We start from the raw sequence: 23235 nt of genomic DNA, 5'->3' as shown, positions 1-23235 counted from the left end.
GCTAGAAGTCGCGGAGGACGGAGGCGAGCTGGTCCATCCCCTGGCGCGCCTCCAGGATGGACGAGTCGTTGGAGATGAACGCGAAGGTGTAGACGTTGCCGTTCACGCTGGTGACGGTGCCTGCGAGCGCGGAGGTCTCATCGAGCGTGCCGGTCTTCGCGCGCACCCAGCCGCGGCCGGCCAGGTCGCCGTAGCGGGAGGCGAGGGTGCCCTCGCCCGCGGCGACGGGCAGGGTGCCCAGTAGGTCGCGGATCGGTGCTTCGGTGGCTGAGGAGAGTAGAACGCCATCAAGCAGCGCGGGCGGGATGCGGTTCGCGTCCGAAAGCCCGCAGTTGTCCAAGAGGGTGGTGCCGCTGACGTCGAAGCCCTGCTCCGCGAGCGTGTCCAGGGCAGCCTGCGGCGCGTCGGTCGTGCCGCGCGCCAGCGCGAGCTCGCGCCCGATCGCCTCGGCGTAAACATTGTCGGAGTTGCGCATCATCACCCGCATCCGCTCGAGCAGGGTCGGCGACTCCACCGACGCCACGACCTCCGCGTCCGCGGGCGCCGGCCCATCCGCGACGGCGACGTTCGCCGCCCCCAGCCGGTTCGCCAGCGCTTCCGCCACGTCCAGGGCCGGGGTGTGGGTGCGCGGGACGTCGCCCTCCGTCGCCCCGCCGAGCCGGCCGCCGGAGAGCATCGCGGGCTGCATTGGCGCCACGAAGCCGGCGTCCACGTTCTCCGGGTCCCAGCTTTCGGGGTATTCCTCCATGCCGTCCCAGGAGGACGTGTCGATGGTGACGGTGTCGACGGCGCCTCCGACGTTGCTGACCTGGGCTGCGAGCGCGTCCAGGGCGGCGTCGTCGAGCCAGACGTCGCCACCGGCCAGGATGGTCACCTCGCCCGGGTTCGCGCCGCGCACCACCGCGGTGGACAGCGTATCCTCCGGGCCCAGCTGGTAGAGCGCGGCCGCGGCGGTGAGGATCTTGGTCACGGACGCCGGCCGCAGCGGCTCGTCCGCGTGCTGGTCAAAGACGACCTCGCCTGTGGCGGCGTTGGAAATCCGGGCGTGGAAGGTCCCAAGGTCCGGGTTTGCGGCGGGGGACGAGAGGGCGTCGATAAGCAACTGCTCATCCACGGGCGCGCCCTCCGCGGGCGTGAGGAGACCGGGCGGGGCTTGCAGCGCGTAGGCCGGCGCGTGCTCAAGCGATGCGAGATCGCGCTGCGCCGCGACGCCGAACCCCGCGACGGTGCCGACAGCTCCGAGCGCGAGCGCGCCCACTACCCAAGTCCATACTTTCACGGGCACTAACCCTAGCCCACGTATGATGGTGAGCCGAACCATCACTCGAAGCAAAGGAGCAACAATGGCTACCGAGGTCATCATCGAAATCCCGAAGGGCTCGCGCAACAAGTACGAGGTCGACCACGAGACCGGCCGCGTCCACCTGGACCGTTACCTGTTCACCCCGATGGCGTACCCCGCCGATTACGGCTACATCAAGCACACGCTTGCCGACGATGGCGACCCCCTCGACGCACTCGTCATCACCCCGGAGCCCGTGTTCCCCGGCGTTGTTGTCGCCGCGCGCCCGATCGGCGTGTTCAAGATGACCGACGAGGCCGGCGGCGACGACAAGCTGCTCTGCGTCATCGACGACGTCCGCTACGAGGGCTACCAGGACATTTCCGACGTTTCCGACTTCCTGAAGAACGAAATCGAGCACTTCTTCGTCCACTACAAGGACCTGGAGCCGAACAAGGAAGTCACCGGTTCCGGCTGGGGCGACAAGGCTGAGGCGGAGAAGATCCTGCAGGACGCAATCGAGGCGTACAAGAAGTAACGCGTTTTGCTTTGCTGGCCCGGGCTTGCCGTTTTTGGCGGCCCGGGCTTTTGCTGTTTTTTGCGGGGGCGGGTGGCTCCATTCGCGCGGTGAGGCGACAGGATGGTAACCAGAGGATGGGAACATCAGGATGGTGATCAACCGAGTAACAGCCGCGAGTTTGCGAGACGTTACTCGACTAATCACCATCCTCTGGTTACCATCCTGGTTTTTCGACGCGCTTAGAAATTCGGCGCCGGAACCCCCGGAATCAGGCCGCCGGCCCACGCCCACCCGGCGCCGAGGATGCCGATGAGCCCCAGGACCAGCGGGATCACGATCGCGGCAATGGTCCCACCACTCGACCCCTCACGCTCGCTCGACGCACTGCCGGACGCATCTTGGGCGTCGGCCGGCTCCGTCGGCGTGGTGGTCACCGTCGGCTGCGTCGTCGCGGTGGTGCCCTCGGTCGGCTCGGGGGTGGCGCTGGTCGGGGTTGCGACGCTGGTGGTTTCGCTGGTCGGGCTGGTCGTGCTGGTCGGGCGCTCCGGGAGCGCCGGCCACGGCCAGCGAGTTTCCGTCGGCGCGGACTCCGCCACGTCGACCGGGCCAACGGTAGGCGCCGTTTCCTTCGCAGTCGCAGGCGCCTGAGTGCTTGTCGACGCCCACACATCCGTCACCTCCGCCGTGGACTCCCGCGGAGTCGACGCCACCGGCTTCGCAACAGTGGTCGTTGAGACTCGCTCAGTGGTTGCCTTGGGCGTTGCCACTGTCGTCATCGGAGCGGGCGTGGTCGCCTTGCTCGTCGTAGTCTCGGCGGCCGACGTCATCGACTGCGGCTTCGAGGCCACAGGCTTCGCGCTAGTGGTCGTCGGCGCAACCGTCGTGGACGCCTCCGCCGATGTCGTCGACGTCTCCTGCGTCGTCATTGCAGGCCTAGTGGACGTCTTCGGCGTATCCGCAGTTGTCTTCGGAGCGGGCTTCGCGGTAGTAGTCGCCTTGCTCGTCGTAGTCTCGGCGGCCGACGTCGTCGACTGCGGCTTCGAGGCCACAGGCTTCGCGGTAGTGGTCGCCGGTGCAACCGTCGTGGACGCCTCCGCCGATGTCGTCGACGTCTCCTGCGTCGTCATTGCAGGCTTGGTGGACGTCTTTGACGTCGCCGCAGTTGTCTTCGGAGCGGGCTTCGCGGCAGTGGTCGCCTTGCTCGTCGGAGACTCGGCGGCCGACGTCGTCGACTGCGGCTTCGAGGCCACAGGCTTCGCGCTAGTGGTCGTCGGCGCAACCGTCGTGGACGCCTCCGCCGATGTCGTCGACGTCTCCTGCGTCGTCATTGCAGGCCTAGTGGACGTCTTCGGCGTATCCGCAGTTGTCTTCGGAGTTGGCGTGGTCGCCTTGCTCGTCGGAGACTCGGCGGCCGACGTCGTCGACTGCGGCTTCGAAGCCACAGGCTTAGCCGTAGTAGTCGTCGGGGCGGCCGGGGTAGATTCCTCCGCAGGCTTCGGCTGCTCAGAAGTAGCTTCAGACGTTGGCTCGCTGCTCGCCTTCAGCTCCGCCTCCAGCGCATCGCGGTTGTCGGCAGCCTCAAAGAACGCGGCGAGGTACCGGTCGGCGTGCTGCTGAAGCTCTGCGGCGCGTGCAGCATCGCCTGCGTCCTCCGCTGCCTTGGCGTCTGCAAGTGCCTGCTGGTACTTCTCCGAGTAGTCTTCGACGGCCTGCTCAGCGTCTGCCATGGTGGCGGGCTTGGGGACGTCGATAGGCGGCAGCTCCGTTGGTGTCGGCTCCGTCGTGGTGGCAACCGGCGACGGCACTGAGGTCTCCGGCGCGGCAGTTTCCGACGGCTCGGGCGCCACGGTTGGTTCCGGCTCCGCTGACGGTTCCGGTTCCGCCGAGGTCGCCGTGGATTCCGTAGTCTCCGGCACGAAGGTCTCCGAGGGTTCCGGCTCGACGGACGGCTCGGGCTCCGCCGAAGTCTCCGCGGACGGCTCCGCCGAAACTGAAGTCTCCTCCGCCGGCTGCGACGCCTCGCTCGTCATCGGCTGCCCGCCCATCTCCCGCAGCTGCGGGTGCGTCTGCAGCAGGATCTGCACGTCGAGCTTCTGCGGGGTCAAGCCGAGCTTGCCCCGGTTTGTGCCGTTCTTCATCAGCGCCCCGCTGCAGGAGTGCGCGAGCCCCATGGCATGGCCCATCTCGTGGGCGATCGTCATCACCATGCTGGCATGGTGGACGTTTGCTGGGTTGGCGTACAACGACTGATTTAACGTCACGCGGGGGTTGTTGCCGGGCGTGCCTTGCTGGCGGCCCGCAGTAATTCCAGGCAGGTCCCCAAGTTCCAGCATCACGGCTTCGGGGTCGCGGTGGTCCACGTACTCCACGCGCAGCAGCCCGCCGGTGGCGTCGATCCACGCATCCATGGCCTCCTCCAGGTGCTCGCCGTAGGCGGTGGTGTTGTAGACCTTGAGCGTGTTGCCGTGGATGTTGCTCTGGTTCGAGCCGAAGAAGTAGCGCTCCACGTCCGGGAGCTCCTTCCCCTGGTTCGCCAGCGCAGTATCAGTCCTGCACTGCGCGTCGAGTGGATCGATCTCTCCGCTGTACGCGTGCGCGGAGGGAGCGTTGACAATCAGCAAGGAGGCGCCGAGCGCGGCGGCGAGATACTTTCGGGAAGACACGGGGAGACGACCTTTTTAAGAGATGACTAACGGCGTTCTTAGAAAGAGTACAGCGCTCCCCGCCGTTTAGCCAGTTCGCTCTGCGCGCCGGTACAGCCCGCAGAAACCAACGCTGAGCATTATTAACGCCACGCCCACCCACACCATAAGCCCCGCACCACCAGTCTTGGGCAGGTTCCCCTGGCGCACGTTGGCGAGGGAGACACTCACGGTGTTCGCGGCGTCGATGAGCTGCACGTTCTCCCCTGGCGCACCCGCCCACAGCCCCACCATCGGCGAATCCTGAGAAAACGCGCCGTCGGGTCCGCGGAACTCAAGGACGTCCGTCTCCCCCTCGCGCACGACGCGCAGCACAATCGGCTCGGCGAGCAGTGAGTAGCCGGCGGGCGCCTTCGTCTCCACAAGCTGGTACTCCCGGCCGCGCTCGAGGGCGGCTCCGGTGGTGAGGAAACCGTCGGGGGTTGGGGTGAGGGGAATGGGGGACGACGGGGCGTCGATAAGCGGACGAAGCTCCAGGCCGGCTTCGAGGGCCACGGTGCGATCCTGGTGATCCACCTTGCGCACGCGCAGCTGCACGGGGCACGGCGCGGTGGCGACGTTGTCGGCCGGGGTGAGCTCGCCGCCGGTGTTGCGCGCGGTGACGGTGTTGGGGGTGCAGGTGCCGGTGGCGCGGGCATACGCGAGGACGCGCGCCGTCTCGCCTGGTCGGAGCGCCCCAATGTTTACGGTGAGTGCGCCGTTGCCAGTAGTGCTTGTCGACGCCAGCTTCTCCCCCGCCGGCCGCGACCCGCGGATCAGCGCCGCGGGCAGGGCGCCGGCCGTGGCGGGGTCGAACCCGGTCGGGAGCGGGTCCGTGAGCGTGGCTCCGGGGACCTCGGTGGTGCCCGCGTTTTTCACGTCGATGGCCCAAAACCGGTAGTCGGCGGGATTGGCGCCGGTGGCGCGGATGGCGTCGCGGGCGACGCGCAACTGGTCGGCGACGCCCGGGTCACCCGGCAGCGCGTTGCGCTTGGTCACGGCGAGGTCGCTCGGCGCGCCGGGCGTGAGCATGTAGTCCAGCTGGATCGGACCGGACGGCCCGCGCAGGTACCGGTCCGCCACCGGCAAGGCGGGATCTTTGCGGAAATCCATGGTCACCGCCACCGTCGACCCTTTGGGCACGTAGAGCCGCTGCGGCAGCGTGAACTTCACCCCGCCCTTGCCCGTCGTCTGCCCCTGCGCCGGGATGGCCGCGATCCCGCACGACGGGTCCTCCCCCGCCTTGCACGTGTAGAGGACCTTGCCGTCCGGGCCGGTGATGGTGAGCGTCTCGCCGCCGTCCAGCGCGTAGCCGTTTTGCGACTGCACCGCCGCCGCAACCTCGCCTTCCAGCACGCCGTCCTCCTGCGTGGTGCGGGTGACACGGGCGCGCGCGATCCCGTCTGTACCGGACGGGGTGACGGTCGTGCGTCGCTTCTCTGGGTCGGTGGCATTGCCCCACGCGTAATCGCCCGCGCTCTCCTGCGTGACCGGGTGCGAGGCGTAGACCTCAAGCGCGTAGTTGCTCGCCGGCGGGATGCCGGTCATCTTTTCAAAGGACACGGCAAGCTGGTTCCCGCTCCAGATGTCCACCTTCTTGTACAGGGTGTCGGACTCGGGGTCGAACAGCTGGATGTCGTACCCACGCGTCACGCCGCCCTCCACGATCGGCGTCACCTTCGCCGATTCCAGCGAGTACCAGCTGCGCGTATTCTTCAGCAGCGCAATCTTGCCCACCGGGAACGTCACGCTCGGCGAGGTGGTCATCACCCGTATCCTTGTCACCGCAAGCGTGGGGCTGCTGCCCGCGGGGACCACCGTGTCCGGCCGCGACCCGCTCGCGGTGGTGCGCATGAAGCGCTTCACCCCGCCGAAGCCCATCGCCTCTTTGTCGCCGTCGTCCCTGGCGGGGAGCGTAGCCGTGCCCGTCACTGTTTCGGTGGTTGCCAGCTTCTGCTCCACCGACCACGCTTGGCCCGCGGGCAGCCCCATCGTGCTGGTCGCGGCGTACGGCGTCGCCGCCCTCGCGCCGGGCGCGACCGCCTCTTCGCCCTCCGCAAACCCCACAAACTCGCGCTTCGCCGGGATCTCGTCGCTTTCCGCGACCCGGTACTCCCCCGCTTCGCCGGCACGCACGCGCATGGTCACGTCCACCGGCGGAATCGTGTGCAGTGCATTGAGGTCAAACCCCACAAACGCGCCGCGCTCAGTATTCGCCCAGCTGAAATCCTCGGGATCCAGCTCGCGGCCGTCGGCGGTCACGGACAGCACCTCGCCCACCTCGCCGTCACGCGCCAGTGCGAACACGTTCTCCGCCGATGCTGCGCCACCCCATTGCCACAGCTCGCCATCAGGGTCGTGCACGCGCACGGTGTCGACCTCCCCGTCGCGCTCGACGGTGATGGGCTCATTGCTTATCGACGCCCCCACGCCCCCACCCTTAGACTCCCCCGAAACCTCCGACTGCGTACTCGTCGCGGTCTCGGACCCGGTCGGTTCTTCCGCGCTTGCTGTGCTTGCCGGGGTCCGGTCGTCCGCCTGCTCCACGTCACTGGTCGCGGTTGTCGCCTCCGCAGACGTCTCGGTCTCTGTTTCAGCCACCGACACCGGTGCCGAAGAGAAGAGGACGACGCACGCCGCGGTCGGTGCCGCGAGCAGCGCCCGCAGTTCCCGTTTCCGCTTCCCGCTGATGCCTGGAACACCATGTGTGCGCATGTGGTCGGTACCTCCTCTGTCTGGATTGTCGTGGGCATCCGTCCCGAGCCTCCGTCGCCTTGCAACGGAGAGCGGTCTTGAACTGGGCAAAGGAAAAACTTCTCCGGGGTGCGTCGCCCCTGCGAGGGCGACCCGATCACCACGGAGAAGTCTAACGGTTTGAAAAGTCCATGCCTAGCCTAAACTTGGACGGCCCTCCTGCGCGCCAGCGCTGCACCGAAGAGCATCAGCACGGTGCTCAGCGCCAGCGGCACCTGCAGGCCGTGTCCACCCGTCTTCGGCAGGTTGCCCTGGCGGACGTTGGCGAGTTGGACGAACACCTCTGCAGGCTTCTGCTTCTCCGGATCAACAATGAGGTTCACGCCTGCGGAGCCGGGCTCGACCTTCACAGTGGCGTTCGGATTATCCGCTGTAGGGCGGACGGTTTTGAAAGCCACCGGTTCGGTAAGCAAACTGAAGCCAGCCGGAGCCTTGTTCTCTACGAGCACGTAGGAAGTATCTGCTACAAGCTCCGCAGCGAAGTAGCCCGATTCGTTGGGCTGATCCATGCTAGCTACGAGCGCCCCGCGAGATCCGTCTGGATTTACAGCGAAGATTGAGAACTCTGCGCCATTGAGCGGGGTTTGACCGCCGTCAGCCTCCACCTTTACGAGGTTGAATTGAATCTTGCTGTTGCAGTCGTCCGGGACGGTCCCCTGACCATCTTTCACTTCCGTATTGTTCTCCGGAACATCATCGCCGTCATTACCCAGGATCGTGACCAGGTTTGGAGGGGTAGCTTGTGGCGTGCATTTATCTTCATTGACCGGCAGCGGTTCTTTCAACTTTGCAGAGATCCGAACGGAAGCCTTCTGTCCCTTCTGCAAAGGCCCGTGGATGGACAAGACCTGGTTGCCCCTTACCCACTCGTCGATTTTGCCGATCCATCCGGGGGTCTGCTCAGACTCCGCGCTGATTACCTTCACGTCACTGTAGTCTCCGGGCACGAGGTCGTTCAGCGTGAAGCCGGTTGACGCACACGGCCCGATATTTTCTACGGTCACTTCCCACGTGACAGTCCCATCCTCGCTGATGCCAATTCGCTCCTTAGTCGCTTTGAGGTCAGTATGGGACGCAACAATCGCGTTCGAGGCCGCATCATTCGACTGGGAGTTTGGCATCGGAACCTGTGACACAATCTTGGCGGAAAAACCATTCTCGTTGTCCACAATCTGGATCTGGTAGCCCTTTTGCTGACCATTCAAACCGAAGCCGAGGTTACCGTTTCCGTAGGTCCATGCCGTGCCATAAATACCACGCACAAAGTCACGGCCGAGCGGATCCTTCACTGTGGACAGGTCAAACGTTTGCACTGCGCCATTTTCGATATTCACGCGTTCCAAGAGGGTCGATCCATTGCGGATACCGTACACCCAGTTCCCGGAGCCGTCACCTACGTACGTGAAATCGTTGGATTGGGCCTTCCAATCGGTCTTCCTAGAGGCATTCAGACTGTAGGTTTTCGACTGATCGTTCCAACCAAGGACATAAATATCTTTCGTACCCGACTGCGACGAGTTCGAGAACACGTACTTTCCATCCGCCCGGATCACGCCTGACGTAATGCCACCCCATAGGTCATTTTGCCACTGCCCTGGGTCCTTGGCTTGGATACCGTTTATCTTGCCCTTATCAACTACCACACCATTAGTAGGGTTAATACGGAGCAAGTGTCCAGCTGGGTACCTTGGGTCCTCATCGTAAGTCACTCCGTATGATGCCTGCCCATGGTTACTCGTCGAACCAATCGACTTCACACGGCCTTGGCTGATTGCATACAAGTACCCGTCACGAGGGTTGTACGACAGTGCGTTGTATACCCAGTTGGAAGTCGATCCCACCTTTTTAAAATTGGTCGACCCGTATTCCTGAGTAAAAAGATCGGTGGTATTTCGCTCGTTGAAGGTGTTGTTTTGGTTGCTATGCGCAGATCGCGCAACCCATACTGTTCCGCCTTGCAGGGAGCAAACTTTCTGCTGCTCCTCGACGGGTATGCCCGTCTCGTCGGGATCCTTAGGGGTCTCGATAGCAGGCCCCTCCTCTGTATTCTCCTTACCATTCGGATAACCCAGCACTTCGATCCTTGCCTTTGTTGGATCCGGCTGAAATCTGTCAGAATTCGGCATGTTCGCTCGGTACTGCAGGTAGGTTTTCGCGCCGGCCGGGACGTCGACATAGACGGGCTCACCTTTACCGTTCACAAATTCGATTTCGAGCGGATTTTTTTCCCCAGTGATAGAGGTTTGATGCACGAAGGGCGTCGTAATCTGGACGTACAAGTCGTCAAAGCCTGGAAGCCCGTACTGCCAGCCAATAGTCGGCAACGTGGAGCTCACAGTACTCGCCACCACGGATCCGTCTTCGAGAATCTTCTTCTCGGGCTTCATTTGCGATGTGTCAACGATATTGCCGATTTTCACCTGGAAATTACTATTCCCCGATTGGTTCACAGCGTATATCTTCACATCAGATTGGTCATACCAGTACTTAATCTGTTGGATCGACCCACCCTCTTTACCTCCGAGCTGAAACTCGTCAGCAACCACGCTAAAGCCACTCCCACTACTTTTCTTAGTAGTCGAGTGGGTAGGCGAAACAATCTCGTTACCAGTCGGTCGTGAAGTAATGCTCTTCCAGTTTTTGTTGTTCTGATTTCCATCCGGAATTCCGGTCAGTGTATTTTGTCCCCAGAGTTCCGCTGCATAATCGTCCCTGTTCGGCCCATCAAAATTGAAGATTACGCGATCGCGGGCTTCGAGCTTTATGGGCTTCCCCTGGAAATCAAAAGCGTTTCCCGGGTCGCTAATCGTGTGGTACTCGCGGTCACAAGGAACTTCATTCCCTCGGCCGAGGTAGTCGCGTTTGGTCCGGTTCCTCGTCCAGTAACCGGGTTTACCCGGTCCGAACGTTTCATCGTATACAGTTTTACCGCTTCGAACCACCCGAATACGGTTCACTTCCCCGATGCCCTTGGTGTCATCCACACTACAATCAAACTTCAATGCAAATCGGGTCATATCCCAAGTCCCTGACTCGTAAACAAGGTAGCTCAGTTCCTGCTCCACACCCAGAGAAGCATATTTTTTGTTGGCCATCCGCAATTTCTGATCTTGCATACCTGAATGCTTTGGGATTGGGCCAGGCGCCGCAGCACGCAGCTGCGCCTCTACCTCAGAGTCGAGTTCTTCTTTCGGGTCGTAACCGTTCTTGGCGAACTCCTGCGAGGTAGGAATGTCCTCGCTCTCCGCGATCTCGTAGTCGCCCTTAGTCTTCGTCTTGACCTCGATCGTCACGTCGACCGGCGGGATCGTGTGCAGGGCGTTCAGGTCAAAGCCGATGAAGGCAACATCCTTGGTGTTTACCCAGCCGAACTTCTTGCGCTCAAGCTCGCGTCCGTCGGCGGTTACGGAGAGCACCTCGGTGACCTCGCCCTTGCGCGTCAGCGCGAAGACGTTTTCCTTCGAGGCCTTCCCGCCCCACTGCCACAACTCCCCTTCCGAATCGTGGACGTGGATGGTGTCCACGCCGCCGTCGCGATTGACGGTGATGCCGTCCTCGGTGACCGTGCCCGGGAAAAGCGGATTCGGGCCAAGTGGCGCAGCGCTGCTTGGTGCTGCTGGCGAGGACTCCGCCGGGGAGGTTGCAGCGCCCGTGGCGGCAGCGGGGGTTGCAGCGTCCGCGACAGATCCGTCGTCGCTAGCTCCGAAAGTACCGGAGTCAACAGATGGGGAATCCGCTTCCAGAGCAGGTTGCTCGGTGGACACGGAATCCGGGACAGACTGGTCGGCGGTGGGCTCGGCCACGCCGGCCGGGGCGGTGCCGATCGCCATGACCAGCACGGCCGCGAGCAGCGCACGCACCGGACGCGCAAATCGAGCACGCGCGGTGGTGTGACGCATCGATGTACTCCTCATTAGTTTTCTTCCTTCCTCCGTGCCGCCAGGATTACGCCGAGCAGCACCAGGGCCATGCCCAGTCCTGCGGCCCAGAGCACGTCAGCACCGGTAGAGGCCAGGAAGCCTCCGCGGTCGTCGTTGCTGTTGCTGCCGTTCGAGCCGCCACCGTTACTGCCGCCGCCTCCGCCGTTGGCGGTGGCCAGGCCAGTGGTCGTTTCGGTGGTGCGCACCGTCGTCGGCTCCGTGGTGCGCTTGGTGGTGGTTTCGCCCGTCGTCTTCGTGGTGGTGCGGGTACGCTCCGTCGACGGCGTGCGCTCCGTGCTCGGCGTCACCGTGGGCGTCGTCATCACCGTGGTGGTCGGCGGAGACGGGGGCGAGGTCTCCGGCGAGGTCGAGCCACCCGGGCGGTTGTTGCCCGGCTTGGTCACGATCACGTTGTCGTACTTGAACCGGTCGCCCGTCGCGTTGGCCAGCGGCAGGATGATCAGCTTCGGGTTGGAGATCCGGTAGTCGTAGTCGGAATCCGGCGCGGACTCCTCGAGTAGGTACAGGCCCGGCCGCAAGTCCATGAACTGTACGCGGCCGTTGTCGCCGGTGGTGAGGGTGGAGATTTTGTCCAGTCCGGCAGCGTGGGCGTCGTCAAGCGACATGCTCCGCGCCGCGCTACGGCCGCCGGACGTGGTGATGTCCACACCGCGCACCTGCGACAGCGTGAAGATTGCGCCGGCGATGGACGTCGGCTTCTGGCCCGCCGGGATGTCGTCGTAAGGGTTGCTGGCTACCTTGCGGACCATCAGCGAGATCGGCTCGTTGGCGTCGACGCTTTCCGCCGCGATGTTGCGGTCGTTGCCGCTGATGACACGGTCGTCTGCGGTAGCAGGTAGCGACGCGCCGGCAAGCACCACCGACACCGCACCAGCGGCCGCGAAGTATTTGAGTGTGCGCACTAGGACTTAAACCTCCTCGTTCGAAGCGCCCGCGCGATCGTTCTTCTTTTTCTCGCGCCAGATCCACCAGGCCAAGCCCAGGAGAATCGCCAGCGCAACAAGTCCGAGCGCCCACATCCACCACTGCACGGTGCTGGTGGATTCATCGAGCACGCTCGCCTCGTCCGGATCCATGGGGACGCGCTCCGCGTGGACGAGAAGGCGGTGCGTGTTAATGCCGTAGGGGGTGCAGGTGATCAGGGTGAGCAGGTCGCGGCCTTCCTCGGCGCGGAGGCTGTCAGTCTCCTCGGGCAGGACGACCTCGATGTCGTAGACCTGGTACTTCATCCGCTCACCGAAGGTGGAGAGGTAGATGGCGTCGCCGACTTCGACGTCCACGAGGTCGTCGAAAAGCGTCGCGTTGGTCAGGCCCGTGTGGCCGGTGATCACCGAGTGGAAACCCTCGCCGCCGGTGGGCAGCGCCGAGCCGTACAGATGGCCGAGGCCCTTCTGCAGCGTCTCGTCGCGCGTGCCGTGGTAGACGGGCAGGCGGAGGTCAATCGACGGAATGGCCAGCTGCGACATCGCGGACACGCCTTCAAGGTGCTTCTCGTACTCCTGGTAGTCCAGGTTGTCCTCGGAGATGCGTGCAAGCCACGGGTCCAGAATCGGGCCGTCGGTGTGCGTGCGGTTGTACTCCTTGGCCGCCTCGAGCGCCTGGTTGATCTGCTCCGGCGGCGCCTCTTGGATCTGCTCCTCGTACTGCTTGGCCACCTGCTCCTGCACCCGGTTGTTCCACTGGGTGGCCACGACCGGGTACATCAGCACCATCAGCCCCGCCAGAATAATGATGACCGGCAGCGCAATGCGCTGGAAAAACGGCTTCTGCGCCGGCTTTTTGCGGTGCTTGCCTTCCACGGCAGTAGTCACTGCGCGATCCTTCCTACCTAGGCACGGCTGATGTGTAAAAACTGGGCGGGAGTTTTACGCCTCCCCGCGTTCAGGCGTTGGGCGCCCATTGCTTATCGACGCCCACTCGCACCCCCGCCAGCCCCTCACCAAGGGGCCGGACGGGAGTACCCGGTGGTCAGCGCGCCGTTACCGTGCGCCGACCTTGGACGGGCTTAGGCCGCCTGGGAGTTGCGACGTGCCGCGTAGACACCGCCGCCGATGATGGCCAGACCAGCCAGCACGATGATCAGCACACCCATGCCACCGGTGGAGGGGAGGGTGGGCGTCGACGATTTGACGTTGTTGATAGCAACACCGTTCATACGGATCGTTCCGTTTTCAGGTGCAGTGTAATTTGCAGAATTCTCCGTCTGTCCTGCTTTGAGGAAGTTCGCAGGCTGCGTAGAGTTCCTGGTGTCTTTCCTCAGCTCGATCGGATACACCTTGTTCTTGTCAAAGCTGTAACCTTTAGGTGCCGAGGTCTCCTGGAGGCAGTACTTTCCGGGCGACTTTCCGGGCGTACCGACCTCCACGTTGTTAATCACGTCGGTGACGTGCAGGCCTTCGAAGAGCAGCTTTCCATCTTTATCGGTAGTACCGGTCTGGATGGGGTCGCCGTCGATCGCAGTGCCGTCAGCGTTGCACTTGCCGATCTTAAACTCTGCCCCCTCAAGCAGCTTACGAGAACCGTCATTCTGCTCACCGGCCTTCAGGACCTCGATGTTGCCAAGGTACGTGACAACCTCGTCGTGCGGAGTCTCCCACGGATTCTCGTCGAACCCGGAACCCGTCCCCTGCTTACGCTTAAACGTTCCCGCCTCGTTAACAGAGTTCCAGATGTCCTGGTCGCCACCCTCCTGGGCGTTCAGAAGAGTCGCGTTAACCGTGGCAACGACGTGGTCGTTGGCCTGGACCTTAGACAGCCCCTCGTCCGTCAGCGAAATCACAAAGCCCGCGTTGTAATCGCGAGCCGTCTCGCCATCGGCGGACTTGGTGGTGTTGTTCTTGCCCTTAACGACGTTGTAGTCAGCGGGCTCGAGTTTCGTACGCGTCTCGCCCCTCACTACCTCAACAGACTGCAAAAAGTTCTCGTCCAGCTGCAGTTCGGCGCTGTTGTAAGAGTCGTTAATGTTGAACGCGGTCAACTCATTGTTCTCCGGCGCGACCGGAACAATGCCGTCGAGCGTGTACGTCACGACCTTGTTTTTATCGTCTGATGCCCCGGCGTGCTTATCCGCGTCCGTGACTTCCTTGGTCACCTTCGCCATCGAGTTCTTCGGGTAAAGGTGTACGTCGGTATTCCAGCCGATACCGTTAGCGTTCGTCATCGGCAGGAAGACGATGAACGGGTCCGACTTGATGTAGGCCTCATCGGTAGACGTCGGCACGTTAGTTTCCGTGATCAGGTATGCGCCGCGGCGCAACTGCTTAGTCAGCGTACCGCCGTCGCCCTGAGTTTCACCGAGGTCGATTGCTTCTCCATCGAAGCCGGGGCCACCTTCGGCAGTGATTCCCGCAATATCGCGATCATTGGCGAGCTTCGCAATCTGGTTAAAGACTCGCTGGTCAGTGATGTCACCCTTAATCTTCCGGGCGGAGAACTTCGCGCCGGCCAGCGCCTCGCCACCGGGAGCGGCGTTCTCTGCACCGTTAGCAGGTTGGAGCTCTCCAGTCAGATTTGCCCGCTTGTGGATCGTCAAATTGACCGTTCCGTCCGCAGCTACAGCATCATTGATCGTTTCTGCAGCCGGCGAATCAGTCGGGGCAGGATTGGAGACGGTAGTGGAAGTCTCCTGCGCGAACGCGTCAGTAGCGATACCGGCGGAGCCGGCGAAGGTCAGGCCCGCAGCAACAGCGATGGCTGCGGTCTTTGCAATGGCTTTGGCCATGGTGAAAGTCCTTTCGGAAAATCAGAAATCGCTGGGCCCAAAGTGGTCAGCGGTGGGAAAGGTGCGCCGAGAACGGCACTCCCGGCTTGAACATGGGGCCCAGCATGGGCACCACTGAGGAATCTAAACCCAAACTGCATGAGTGTCTAGATAAATACATGTCTATTTCAATTAACTAGGGCTCAACTGGAAAAAATTTTAATATGCAGACATTTATGCAGCTAGTTTGCACTTCTTCACTAGAGAGTCAAGGCCCCTGACCTGGGAACTTGAATGTTTGACTAAGTCCCCAAAGATTGGCGGAGTGTGGTGAGACACATTCAACCCCTGGATACTCTTCGCCACAGCACCTCCCTCGGGTGTGGACGAACGGGGGTAGAAAGCCAGGAGGTAGGGCACAAAAAAAGGGGCGCCCGCACATCAAGCGAGCGCCCAAGCCGACGATTCAGCCGGCGGCTTCCACAGAGCTACACCAGGTAGCGGCGTCCCACCACAAAAACCGCAGCGCCAACCGCGGAGGCGATCAACAGCGCCACGAGCGCGCGAGCCACTGTGTTGGAGCCGGTCTCGGCAGCCATGCCGCGGGCCTGTACCTCGGTGGCACCGGCAACAGCATCCGCGGTCACGGGCGCGGCCTGCTGCTGCACCTCCACAGCGGGTGCTGCCTCACCGTCGGCCTGCTCGGCCTTACCACCGGCCCGGGCCTCCTCCAGCCCCTGCTCACGGATCGCACCAGCGTTGTCCGTCACCAGTTGCGCCGAGGCTTGCGCCTCCTCCGGAGTCGGGGTTTCGGCGACGCGGGCCACGTCAGCAACGTAGGTGACACCGTCCTTGTTCAGGTAGTAGGTCTGCCCGTCCACATTCAGCACGGACGGGAGCGCGACCAAGCCGCCGGCAACTGGCGCCGGGTTGTTCGGGTCCACCGCGTCCGCGTCGAGCACCTGCTCCGCCGGGGCTTGGTCCTCGTCGGGCTGCACCGGAGTGGCAGGCTGGTCGCCCTGCTGGCTCTCCGGCGCGTCGGCGGGAGCAGCCGGCGCGGAGGGGGCGGGCGCGGGGGCGTCGATAAGCCCTGCGACCGCTGCCCTGGTCACGTCGACCGCGCGCTCCTGGTCACCGGCGCTTAGCTGCGCGTAGGGGGTGGCGACGAGGTTGGCGTCGGACACGTAGTGGTCCCCTGTCTGGTTGAGGAAGTAGGTGGCGCCGAGGGCGTCCGTCACCTCGGCGGGGAGGTCCTGCGCGCTGGCGAGCGGCGCCGCGGCGAATGTGAGCGCACCGGCAAAAGCGACGGCGAGGGAAGTGCGGTTCATGGGGTCTCCTGTCTCGAGCGAGGGTCACTCTCAAGTTCACCTTTAGACTTTACACAGCGGTGCCACCTTTTCCCAGGAGTCACACGTAACACATTGGCAACGATTGTCGCGCAGGTGCGTCGGCTACCCAGCGGCGTCCACCGTCGCGTCGTCCACCACGCCCGCAAACTGCCACCCCACCACCGCGTTGCGCACCGCCGCGGCAAGTGGGTTCACCGGCTGGATGCAGGAGATGGTGAGGAGGCGACCGGGCATGGGCTCGGTACCCCACACGGAGGCGTCGTCAGCCAGCCCCTCCTTCTCCGGGTCGTGCAGGTCCGTCGCGCGGTACTCCAACCACTTGCCCGCCGCGCGCGAATCCTGCGTGCGCAGGTAAAGCGTGTCCCCCTCGCGCACGTTGTGCGCATTCGCGCGCGCGTCGTACAGCCCGTCAAACACACCGTGCACCGCCGCGCCGGTGTGCCCCGCCACCACGACAAGGTCACCAGCACCCGGGCCCGGCAGCTGGTACGGCTTCCCCTCCGCCGTGTACGCGCACGCCTTGCCCATCGACGCCGGATTGATCGCACCGTCCTTCACCCGGCAATCCCCCTCCTCAAACTCGGCGCGCAAGCCTATCTGCGGCACCACCATCTCCACCGGCCGCGACTGCCCAATCGGGCCCGCCGCACCCGGCTCCCCTCCCCCACACCGGCTCAGCAACGCCACCGGCAGCGCAAGCACCGCCACCAGCATCGCAAGCACCATCGCGCGCCGCACCCAATACACCCACTGCGGGCGACGCGGTCTCCGGGATCCCATGGCGCAATAGCGTATAGGATCGGCCCCATGAAAACAGTCAATGTCACAGAAGTACCGCAGGGAGCACAGCTTATCGACGTCCGCGAGCCCGACGAGTTCGCCACCGCCCACGCCGCGGGCGCCGTCAATCTTCCGCTGTCCAACTTTGTCGGCCTGGCCGACAAGATCGACCCGAACCAGGACATCTACGTCATCTGCAAATCCGGCGGCCGCTCCGCCCACGCCGCCGAGTACCTGGAGCAGGCCCGAGGTTGGGACAACGTCATCAACGTCGCCGGTGGCACGGACGCCTGGCTCGCCGCCGACCTCCCCGCTAAATAGCCGCCTACCCCGGCAAAACACACCGCCCGGCGGGGGCAATTTACCGCGCACCTGTAATTGATTGAATTAGCCAACTAACCGTATGATGTGGGCATGGCAACGCACGACGAGCTCCCCAATGCACTCACCAAGTCCCCGTCCTTCCAGATCGAGCGGGTCCGCCGCCACACCAAGGAAGAGGTGGAGCGCACCCTGTTCAAGCACGACGTGAGCATGCGCGGCTTTTGGGTACTCACCTGCGTTGACAACACTGCGCTGTCCCAGTCGCAGCTGTCCAGCCTGCTGGCTGTCGACGCCTCCGACATGGTCCGCCTCGTCGATTCGCTGGAGAACCTGGGCTGGGTCAAGCGCGACCGCGACCCGAAGGACCGGCGCCGCCAGATCGTCACCGCGACCAAGAAAGGCTCCAAGGCGTTGGGGACGCTCGCCGAGGAGGTCGCCGATGCTGAGGACCGCGCCCTCGACGCGTCCAGCGCCAAGCAGCTCAAGAGCCTGAAGAAGCTGTCGAAGGCGATTCTGCAGGACGAGGACCAGTAGGGGCGTCGATAAGCGAAAAGCCCGGCCCCCACGGGGACCGGGCAATGAGGCGCGAGTTTAGTCGCCGATCTGGTCGCGGCCGCGCTTGACAATCAGCGGGTCCGGCTCGCCGACGAGCTCGTGGTCCTTGTTCGTGTACTCGAACTTGGACAGGATGTAGCGCATCGCGTTGAGGCGGGCGCGCTTCTTATCGTTGGATTTGATGGTCACCCACGGGGACTCGTCCGTATCGGTGTAGCGGAACTGCTCCTCCTTGGCGCGGGTGTAGTCGTCCCACTTGTCCAGCGAGGCCAGGTCCATCGGGGACAGCTTCCACTGGCGGACCGGGTCCACCTGGCGGATGGCAAAGCGGGTGCGCTGCTCGCGCTGGGTCACGGAGAACCAGAACTTGGTCAGCGAGATGCCGGAGCCCAGGATCATGTTCTCCAGCATCGGAACCTCACGGAGGAACTCCGCGTGCTGCGACTCGGTGCAGAAGCCCATGACGCGCTCGACGCCCGAGCGGTTGTACCAGGAGCGGTCAAAGAACACGATCTCGCCCGCGGACGGGAAGTGCTCAATGTAGCGCTGGAAGTACCACGAGGTGGACTCGCGCGGGCTGGGCTTCTCCAGCGCAACCGTACGGGCACCACGCGGGTTGAGATGCTCGTTGAAGCGCTTAATGGTGCCGCCCTTGCCGGCGGCGTCGCGCCCCTCGAAAAGGATGATGTGGCGCTGGCCCGTGTCCTTGGTCCAGTTCTGCCACTTCAGCAGCTCGATCTGCAGCGCGCGCTTTTCCTTCTCGTACTCCGCGCGGCTCAGGCGCTCGTCGTACGGGTAATTCTCACGCCAGGTCTGAATCGGCGTGCCGTCCGGCATCATGAGCACCGGATCGTCTTCATCAGTATCGTCAACAACCCAGCCCTCGACCTCTGCCAGGTCGATCAAAGGGAGTTCATCATCCTTGTGGTCAGCCATGTCCTTAAGTTTACCGCCCGTCTGGGGTTTGTGTTCGATGGAAGATTGAGAGGTGGAATCGGAAGTCAGTTTCGCCGGGGTGTCCGCCTGGTGTGCGTTGTAGGCCTTCGCCGCGGGCTTTGCATCCGGGGCCTTCTCCGTCGATTCCGGCACCGGAGCGACCAGCTTCTCCTCGGATGCGAGTGCACTGGGATCCTTGGCCGGCTGAGTTGCTTCCGGCTTCGGCTTTGAGGTCTTGGCCCACCCAGCCGCCGGGCGATTCGCCTCTGCGCGGGGAGCCTCAGCACGGGGAGCCTCCAGCTCAAGCTGCGCTTCGCCGGTTCCGCGCACGCGACCAAAGAGACGCCTTAAACGCAAAACAACCCCGCGCAGCGGCGGGGTTGTAAGGCGGTTTGTCTTACGCGACAAGGCCGATCAGCTCGCCCAGGTTGCCAGCCGCCTTAGCAACTGCGCCCAGGATGCCGAGCAGTGCGCCTGCAACGTGTGCGTCAGAGGACAGAAATGCCCAGTTCTGAAGTGCTTCCATGATGTTCTCCTTTTAACGAGTGACCCTATCCAAGGCCAATGAGGTGAGTGTTGAAGTTTGCGCGTTGCCGAAAGTGGACGCGCGAGAGACGACTACTTGGAGGCAGTGTCGTTCGGGAGCTCCTTGGCAGCGGTGCCCAGGGAGCCGAAGCGGATCAGGATGTCCGGAATGCCGCGGAACAGCTCGACGAAGTTCTTACCAAACTTGCCGAAGTCCTTCAGCATGTCAGCGATGGTAGAGAGGTCACCCATTGTTTTCCCCTTACGTGTAGGTGCCAGAGTGTCTGGCTCTAGATTGACAGTGTCCTGACACCCTCCATGGGGCATCACACGAAATATTTTGCCACAGCATTGTGAGCTCGCAAGTGTTCCGGCGAAACTTTTTCCCCGCCAAAGTCGGCCCCATTTGAGAGTTCGTTCACCCAAACGCAACCTTTTTCCAAGGTTCACCGCCAACCTGCGCCGTTACAGCTTTGTTATGATGCTACAAAGTTAACTGTCTCTTAACTCCGGCGGGGCGGCGTAACGGGGGTTGCGGTGGTGTCGATAAGCAATGCCCCCCCACATGGCCGGACATTTCCCCACATACGGGGGTATACGGGCTGGAAGGGGGCCGAGGGAGACAGCAAAACGCCCCAAGCAGCGCGGGGCTACTCGGGGCGTTTCGGACGCAAACGGGCTTACATCATGCCCATTGCCTCCGGGTCCATGCCGGCACCTGCGGCGCCAGCCGGCTCCGGCTTGTCCGCAACGACAGCCTCGGTGGTCAGGAACAGACCAGCGATGGACGCGGCGTTCTGCAGCGCGGAGCGGGTCACCTTGGCCGGGTCGTTGATGCCCTCGGAGAGCATGTCAACGTACTCGCCGGTCGCGGCGTTCAGGCCCTGGCCCGCGGGGAGGTTGGCAACCTTGTCCGCAACAACGCCCGGCTCCAGGCCTGCGTTGTGGGCGATCTGCTTCAGCGGGGCGGAGAGTGCCTCGCGGACGATCTTCACGCCCGTAGCCTCGTCGCCGGTCAGCTCCAGGTCGCCCTCGAGCTCCTTGGCGGCCTGCAGGAGTGCCACGCCACCGCCGGCGACGATGCCCTCCTCCACAGCAGCCTTCGCGTTGCGCACCGCATCCTCGATGCGCATCTTCTGCTCCTTGAGCTCCACCTCGGTGGCGGCACCGACCTTGATCACCGCAACGCCGCCAGCCAGCTTGGCCAGGCGCTCCTGCAGCTTCTCGCGGTCGTAGTCGGAGTCAGAGTGCTCGATCTCGGCGCGGATCTGCTTGACGCGGCCCTCAATCTGGGCCTGGTCGCCAGCGCCCTGGACCAGGGTGGTCTCGTCCTTCGTAATGACGGCCTTGCGTGCCTGGCCGAGCAGCTCGATGCCGGCGGTCTCCAGGGACAGGCCGACCTCCTCGGAGATGACCTGGCCGCCGGTGAGGATAGCCAGGTCCTGCAGCATCGCCTTGCGGCGGTCGCCAAAGCCCGGTGCCTTCACGGCGACGGACTTGAAGGTGCCGCGGATCTTGTTCACCACGAGGGTGGACAGGGCCTCGCCCTCGACGTCCTCGGCGACGATGAGCAGCGGCTTGCCCGACTGCATGACCTGCTCCAGAACCGGGACGAGCTCCTTGACGTTGGAGATCTTGCCGGAGACCAGCAGGATGTACGGGTCTTCCAGCACGGCCTCGCCGCGCTCCATGTCGGTGGCGAAGTAGGCGGAGATGAAGCCCTTGTCAAAGCGCATGCCCTCGGTCACCTCGAGCTCAACACCGAAGGTGTTGGACTCCTCGACCGTGATGACGGACTCCTTGTTCACGGTGCCGTTGCCAACCGCGTACATCGCCTCGGCGATCTTCTTGCCAATCTCCGGGTCGGAGGCGGAGATGCCGGCGGTGGAAGCGATCTGCTCCTGGGTCTCCACTTCCTTCGCGGAGTCGAGCAGGTGCTTGGACACCTTGTCGGTCGCGGCCTGGATGCCGCGCTTGATGCCCATCGGGTTGGAGCCGGCCGCAACGTTGCGCAGTCCCTCGCGCACGAGCGCCTGGGCCAGGACGGTTGCGGTGGTGGTGCCGTCGCCAGCGACGTCGTCAGTCTTCTTGGCAACTTCCTTCACCAGCTCGGCGCCGATCTTCTCGTACGGGTCCTCGAGCTCGATTTCCTTCGCGATGGTCACGCCATCGTTCGTAATGGTCGGCGCGCCCCAGGACTTCTCCAGGACGACGTTGCGACCCTTCGGGCCAAGCGTCACCTTCACGGCGTCTGCCAGGGTGTTCAGGCCGTTTTCGAGGCTGCGGCGTGCTTCCTCGTCGAATGCAATGGTCTTTGCCATGTGAGTTTGTTGCTCCTTATTTATTGTGGAACGAGTACTCAATTCGTCGGTTCAAGCAGGCGCCCGCGACGGCACGGCTGCTGAGTGGTGCAGCCTCACCCGCTTAGCACTTGGCGTCTCCGAGTGCTAGGACCCATTTTTAGCACTCACCCCCAGCGAGTGCAAGCACCATTTGCTTATCGACGCCCACCGTTTCCCCAATGGTAGCGTCGCCCCCATGAGTGAATTCACACCGGACCGCACACGCATCTTCGCCGACCTGGCCAAACTGGTCTCTTTTAACTCCCCGCACTCCACCCCGGAGCTGGCCGACCAGCACGAGGCCGCCTGCGCCTGGACCGTCTCCGCCCTCGAGGGCCTGGGCCTGAACGTGACCCGCCACGCCACCGTGGACAACGCGGACACCATCGTCGCCGTCAAGGAACCGGCGGGCGACGCCCCAACCGTCCTCCTCTACTCCCACTACGACGTCGTCCCGGCGGGCGACCCGTCCGTGTGGACCAATGACCCGTTCGAGCTCACCGAGCGCGACGGCCGCTGGTACGGCCGCGGCGCCGCCGACTGCAAGGGCAACCTGGCCATGCACCTCGAGGCGCTGCGCCTAGTCGAGGCCGCCGGCGGCACCGACCTGGGCCTGAAGGTGGTCGTCGAGGGCTCCGAGGAGCTCGGCGGCGACGACGGCCTGGGCAAGCTCATCGAGGCCGAGCCGGAGATCTTCCGCGCCGACGCCATCCTCATCGCCGACTCCGGTAACGCCGCCGTGGGCGAGCCCACCCTGACCACCTCCCTGCGCGGCGGCGCCCAGGTGAAGGTCACCGTGGAAACCCTCGAGGGCGCGATCCACTCCGGCAGCTTCGGCGGCGCCGCCCCCGACGCGGCCCACGCCCTGATCCGCATCGCCGATTCGCTTTTCGACGAGCACGGGCGCACCACCATCGACGGCGTCGACACCACCGCCAAGTGGACCGGCGACGCCTACGAGCGCGACACCTTCCGCACCGACGCCGGCGTCCTCGACGGCGTCCAGCTCCTCGGCACCGTCGACGACGACCCCGCCGACATGTGCTGGGCACGCCCGGCCGTCACCATGATCGGCTTTACCTCCACCCCGGTCGCTGAGGCGGTCAACGCGGTCAACCCGCGCGCCGAGGCCCAGTTCAACCTGCGCGTCCCCGCCGGCCAGGACGCCGCCGAGATCGCGCAGAAGATGGAGGAGCACATCAAGGCGCACACCCCCTGGGGCGCCAAGGTGACCGTGGAAATCAGCGGCGTCAACGCCCCGTTTGCCACCGACCCGGAGCGCCCCGCCGCCGCGAAGCTCGGCGAGTGCCTGCGCGAGGCGTACGGCACCGACAAGCTCACCCTCATCGGTTCCGGCGGCTCCATCCCGCTGACCAACACGCTGCAGGAGCAGTTCCCGGATGCTGAGATCGCCCTCTACGGCGTTGAGGAACCCGCTTGCGGCATCCACGGCGTGGACGAGTCCGTCGACCCGACCGAGATCGAGCGCATCGCCGTCGCTGAGGCCAGCTTCCTCCGCCAGTACGGCAAGTAAGCCACCCTCAGC

At 63.9% G+C, this 23235-nt stretch carries 17 protein-coding genes; 4 read left to right on the top strand and 13 right to left on the bottom strand.

Annotation, left to right across the window (positions count from 1 at the left end):
- Position 1: 1 nt before the first annotated feature.
- Positions 2 to 1279 carry a D-alanyl-D-alanine carboxypeptidase/D-alanyl-D-alanine-endopeptidase gene (dacB, locus tag CKJ85_RS08460; protein WP_095554069.1) on the bottom strand — a complete coding sequence of 426 codons (1278 nt, stop codon included), beginning with the start codon at positions 1277 to 1279 and terminating at the stop codon, positions 2 to 4.
- A gap of 64 nt (positions 1280 to 1343) precedes the next feature.
- On the opposite strand from dacB, the gene CKJ85_RS08455 reads away from it, so the two are divergent.
- Entirely contained in the window at positions 1344 to 1820 is a 477-nt protein-coding gene (locus CKJ85_RS08455; RefSeq protein ID WP_095554052.1) for an inorganic diphosphatase, read from the top strand.
- A 221-nt stretch (positions 1821 to 2041) separates the two neighbouring features.
- Here the strand turns inward: CKJ85_RS08455 and CKJ85_RS11890 are convergent, their stop codons facing one another.
- From CKJ85_RS11890 to CKJ85_RS08400, 8 genes are all read right to left on the bottom strand, one after another.
- The gene (locus CKJ85_RS11890; RefSeq protein ID WP_143340187.1) at positions 2042 to 4465 is read right to left on the bottom strand and encodes a hypothetical protein; all 2424 of its coding nucleotides are present in this window, start codon (positions 4463 to 4465) and stop codon (positions 2042 to 2044) included.
- Between the two features lie 66 nt (positions 4466 to 4531).
- The gene (locus CKJ85_RS08430) at positions 4532 to 7198 is read right to left on the bottom strand and encodes a SpaA isopeptide-forming pilin-related protein (RefSeq protein WP_095554047.1); all 2667 of its coding nucleotides are present in this window, start codon (positions 7196 to 7198) and stop codon (positions 4532 to 4534) included.
- 179 nt (positions 7199 to 7377) lie between these two features.
- Positions 7378 to 11136 (bottom strand): SpaA isopeptide-forming pilin-related protein, encoded by a 3759-nt coding sequence (locus tag CKJ85_RS08425; protein ID WP_143340186.1) that lies wholly within the window; start codon positions 11134 to 11136, stop codon positions 7378 to 7380.
- Positions 11137 to 11150: 14 nt separating this feature from the next.
- Positions 11151 to 12080 (bottom strand): SpaA isopeptide-forming pilin-related protein, encoded by a 930-nt coding sequence (locus CKJ85_RS08420; protein ID WP_095554045.1) that lies wholly within the window; start codon positions 12078 to 12080, stop codon positions 11151 to 11153.
- A 6-nt stretch (positions 12081 to 12086) separates the two neighbouring features.
- Positions 12087 to 12989, bottom strand: a complete 903-nt coding sequence (locus CKJ85_RS08415; protein ID WP_095554044.1) for a class C sortase — start codon at positions 12987 to 12989, stop codon at positions 12087 to 12089.
- Positions 12990 to 13183: 194 nt separating this feature from the next.
- The gene (locus tag CKJ85_RS08410; protein ID WP_095554043.1) at positions 13184 to 14899 is read right to left on the bottom strand and encodes a SpaH/EbpB family LPXTG-anchored major pilin; all 1716 of its coding nucleotides are present in this window, start codon (positions 14897 to 14899) and stop codon (positions 13184 to 13186) included.
- Positions 14900 to 15366: 467 nt separating this feature from the next.
- Positions 15367 to 16206, bottom strand: coding sequence for a hypothetical protein (locus tag CKJ85_RS08405; protein ID WP_095554042.1), 840 nt, complete (start codon positions 16204 to 16206; stop codon positions 15367 to 15369).
- 123 nt (positions 16207 to 16329) lie between these two features.
- Positions 16330 to 17007, bottom strand: coding sequence for a hypothetical protein (locus tag CKJ85_RS08400; RefSeq protein ID WP_095554041.1), 678 nt, complete (start codon positions 17005 to 17007; stop codon positions 16330 to 16332).
- 27 nt (positions 17008 to 17034) lie between these two features.
- Between CKJ85_RS08400 and CKJ85_RS08395 the strand changes: the two genes are divergently transcribed.
- Together CKJ85_RS08395 and CKJ85_RS08390 are read left to right on the top strand one after the other, a co-directional pair.
- Complete coding sequence (locus CKJ85_RS08395; RefSeq protein WP_095554040.1) at positions 17035 to 17328, top strand: rhodanese-like domain-containing protein; 294 nt, start codon at positions 17035 to 17037, stop codon at positions 17326 to 17328.
- Positions 17329 to 17421: 93 nt separating this feature from the next.
- On the top strand, positions 17422 to 17865 hold the full coding sequence (locus tag CKJ85_RS08390) for a MarR family transcriptional regulator (protein ID WP_095547814.1): 444 nt from the start codon (positions 17422 to 17424) through the stop codon (positions 17863 to 17865).
- A gap of 57 nt (positions 17866 to 17922) precedes the next feature.
- Here CKJ85_RS08390 and ppk2 read toward each other — a convergent pair whose 3' ends face one another.
- The 4 genes from ppk2 to groL all read right to left on the bottom strand — a co-directional run bounded on the left by ppk2 (position 17923) and on the right by groL (position 21668).
- Positions 17923 to 18822, bottom strand: coding sequence for a polyphosphate kinase 2 (ppk2, locus tag CKJ85_RS08385; RefSeq protein WP_095275641.1), 900 nt, complete (start codon positions 18820 to 18822; stop codon positions 17923 to 17925).
- A 397-nt stretch (positions 18823 to 19219) separates the two neighbouring features.
- Positions 19220 to 19348, bottom strand: coding sequence for a hypothetical protein (locus tag CKJ85_RS12295; protein ID WP_255396015.1), 129 nt, complete (start codon positions 19346 to 19348; stop codon positions 19220 to 19222).
- A gap of 92 nt (positions 19349 to 19440) precedes the next feature.
- Entirely contained in the window at positions 19441 to 19599 is a 159-nt protein-coding gene (locus tag CKJ85_RS12025; protein WP_158221635.1) for a hypothetical protein, read from the bottom strand.
- Between the two features lie 428 nt (positions 19600 to 20027).
- Positions 20028 to 21668, bottom strand: coding sequence for a chaperonin GroEL (gene groL / locus CKJ85_RS08380; protein ID WP_095536313.1), 1641 nt, complete (start codon positions 21666 to 21668; stop codon positions 20028 to 20030).
- Positions 21669 to 21885: 217 nt separating this feature from the next.
- Here groL and CKJ85_RS08375 point away from each other — a divergent pair, with 217 nt between their 5' ends.
- Positions 21886 to 23223 carry a dipeptidase gene (locus tag CKJ85_RS08375; RefSeq protein WP_095547816.1) on the top strand — a complete coding sequence of 446 codons (1338 nt, stop codon included), beginning with the start codon at positions 21886 to 21888 and terminating at the stop codon, positions 23221 to 23223.
- Positions 23224 to 23235 lie beyond the last annotated feature (12 nt).

The organism is Corynebacterium sp. NML 150383 (assembly GCF_002285085.1).
In the GTDB taxonomy this organism is placed as follows: domain Bacteria; phylum Actinomycetota; class Actinomycetes; order Mycobacteriales; family Mycobacteriaceae; genus Corynebacterium; species Corynebacterium gottingense.
The sequence above is the reverse complement of the archived record's forward strand: the minus strand, read 5'-3'. Positions and strand labels throughout refer to the sequence as shown.

Coding starts and splice junctions, on each gene's coding strand:
- CKJ85_RS08455 (WP_095554052.1), top strand. CDS start 1,344: ATGGCTACCGAGGTCATCATCGAAATCCCGAAGGGCTCGCGCAACAAG.
- CKJ85_RS08430 (WP_095554047.1), bottom strand. CDS start 7,198: ATGCGCACACATGGTGTTCCAGGCATCAGCGGGAAGCGGAAACGGGAA.
- CKJ85_RS08425 (WP_143340186.1), bottom strand. CDS start 11,136: ATGCGTCACACCACCGCGCGTGCTCGATTTGCGCGTCCGGTGCGTGCG.
- CKJ85_RS08410 (WP_095554043.1), bottom strand. CDS start 14,899: ATGGCCAAAGCCATTGCAAAGACCGCAGCCATCGCTGTTGCTGCGGGC.
- CKJ85_RS08405 (WP_095554042.1), bottom strand. CDS start 16,206: ATGAACCGCACTTCCCTCGCCGTCGCTTTTGCCGGTGCGCTCACATTC.
- CKJ85_RS08400 (WP_095554041.1), bottom strand. CDS start 17,007: ATGGGATCCCGGAGACCGCGTCGCCCGCAGTGGGTGTATTGGGTGCGG.
- CKJ85_RS08395 (WP_095554040.1), top strand. CDS start 17,035: ATGAAAACAGTCAATGTCACAGAAGTACCGCAGGGAGCACAGCTTATC.
- CKJ85_RS08390 (WP_095547814.1), top strand. CDS start 17,422: ATGGCAACGCACGACGAGCTCCCCAATGCACTCACCAAGTCCCCGTCC.
- ppk2 (WP_095275641.1), bottom strand. CDS start 18,822: ATGGCTGACCACAAGGATGATGAACTCCCTTTGATCGACCTGGCAGAG.
- CKJ85_RS12295 (WP_255396015.1), bottom strand. CDS start 19,348: ATGGAAGCACTTCAGAACTGGGCATTTCTGTCCTCTGACGCACACGTT.
- CKJ85_RS12025 (WP_158221635.1), bottom strand. CDS start 19,599: ATGGGTGACCTCTCTACCATCGCTGACATGCTGAAGGACTTCGGCAAG.
- groL (WP_095536313.1), bottom strand. CDS start 21,668: ATGGCAAAGACCATTGCATTCGACGAGGAAGCACGCCGCAGCCTCGAA.
- CKJ85_RS08375 (WP_095547816.1), top strand. CDS start 21,886: ATGAGTGAATTCACACCGGACCGCACACGCATCTTCGCCGACCTGGCC.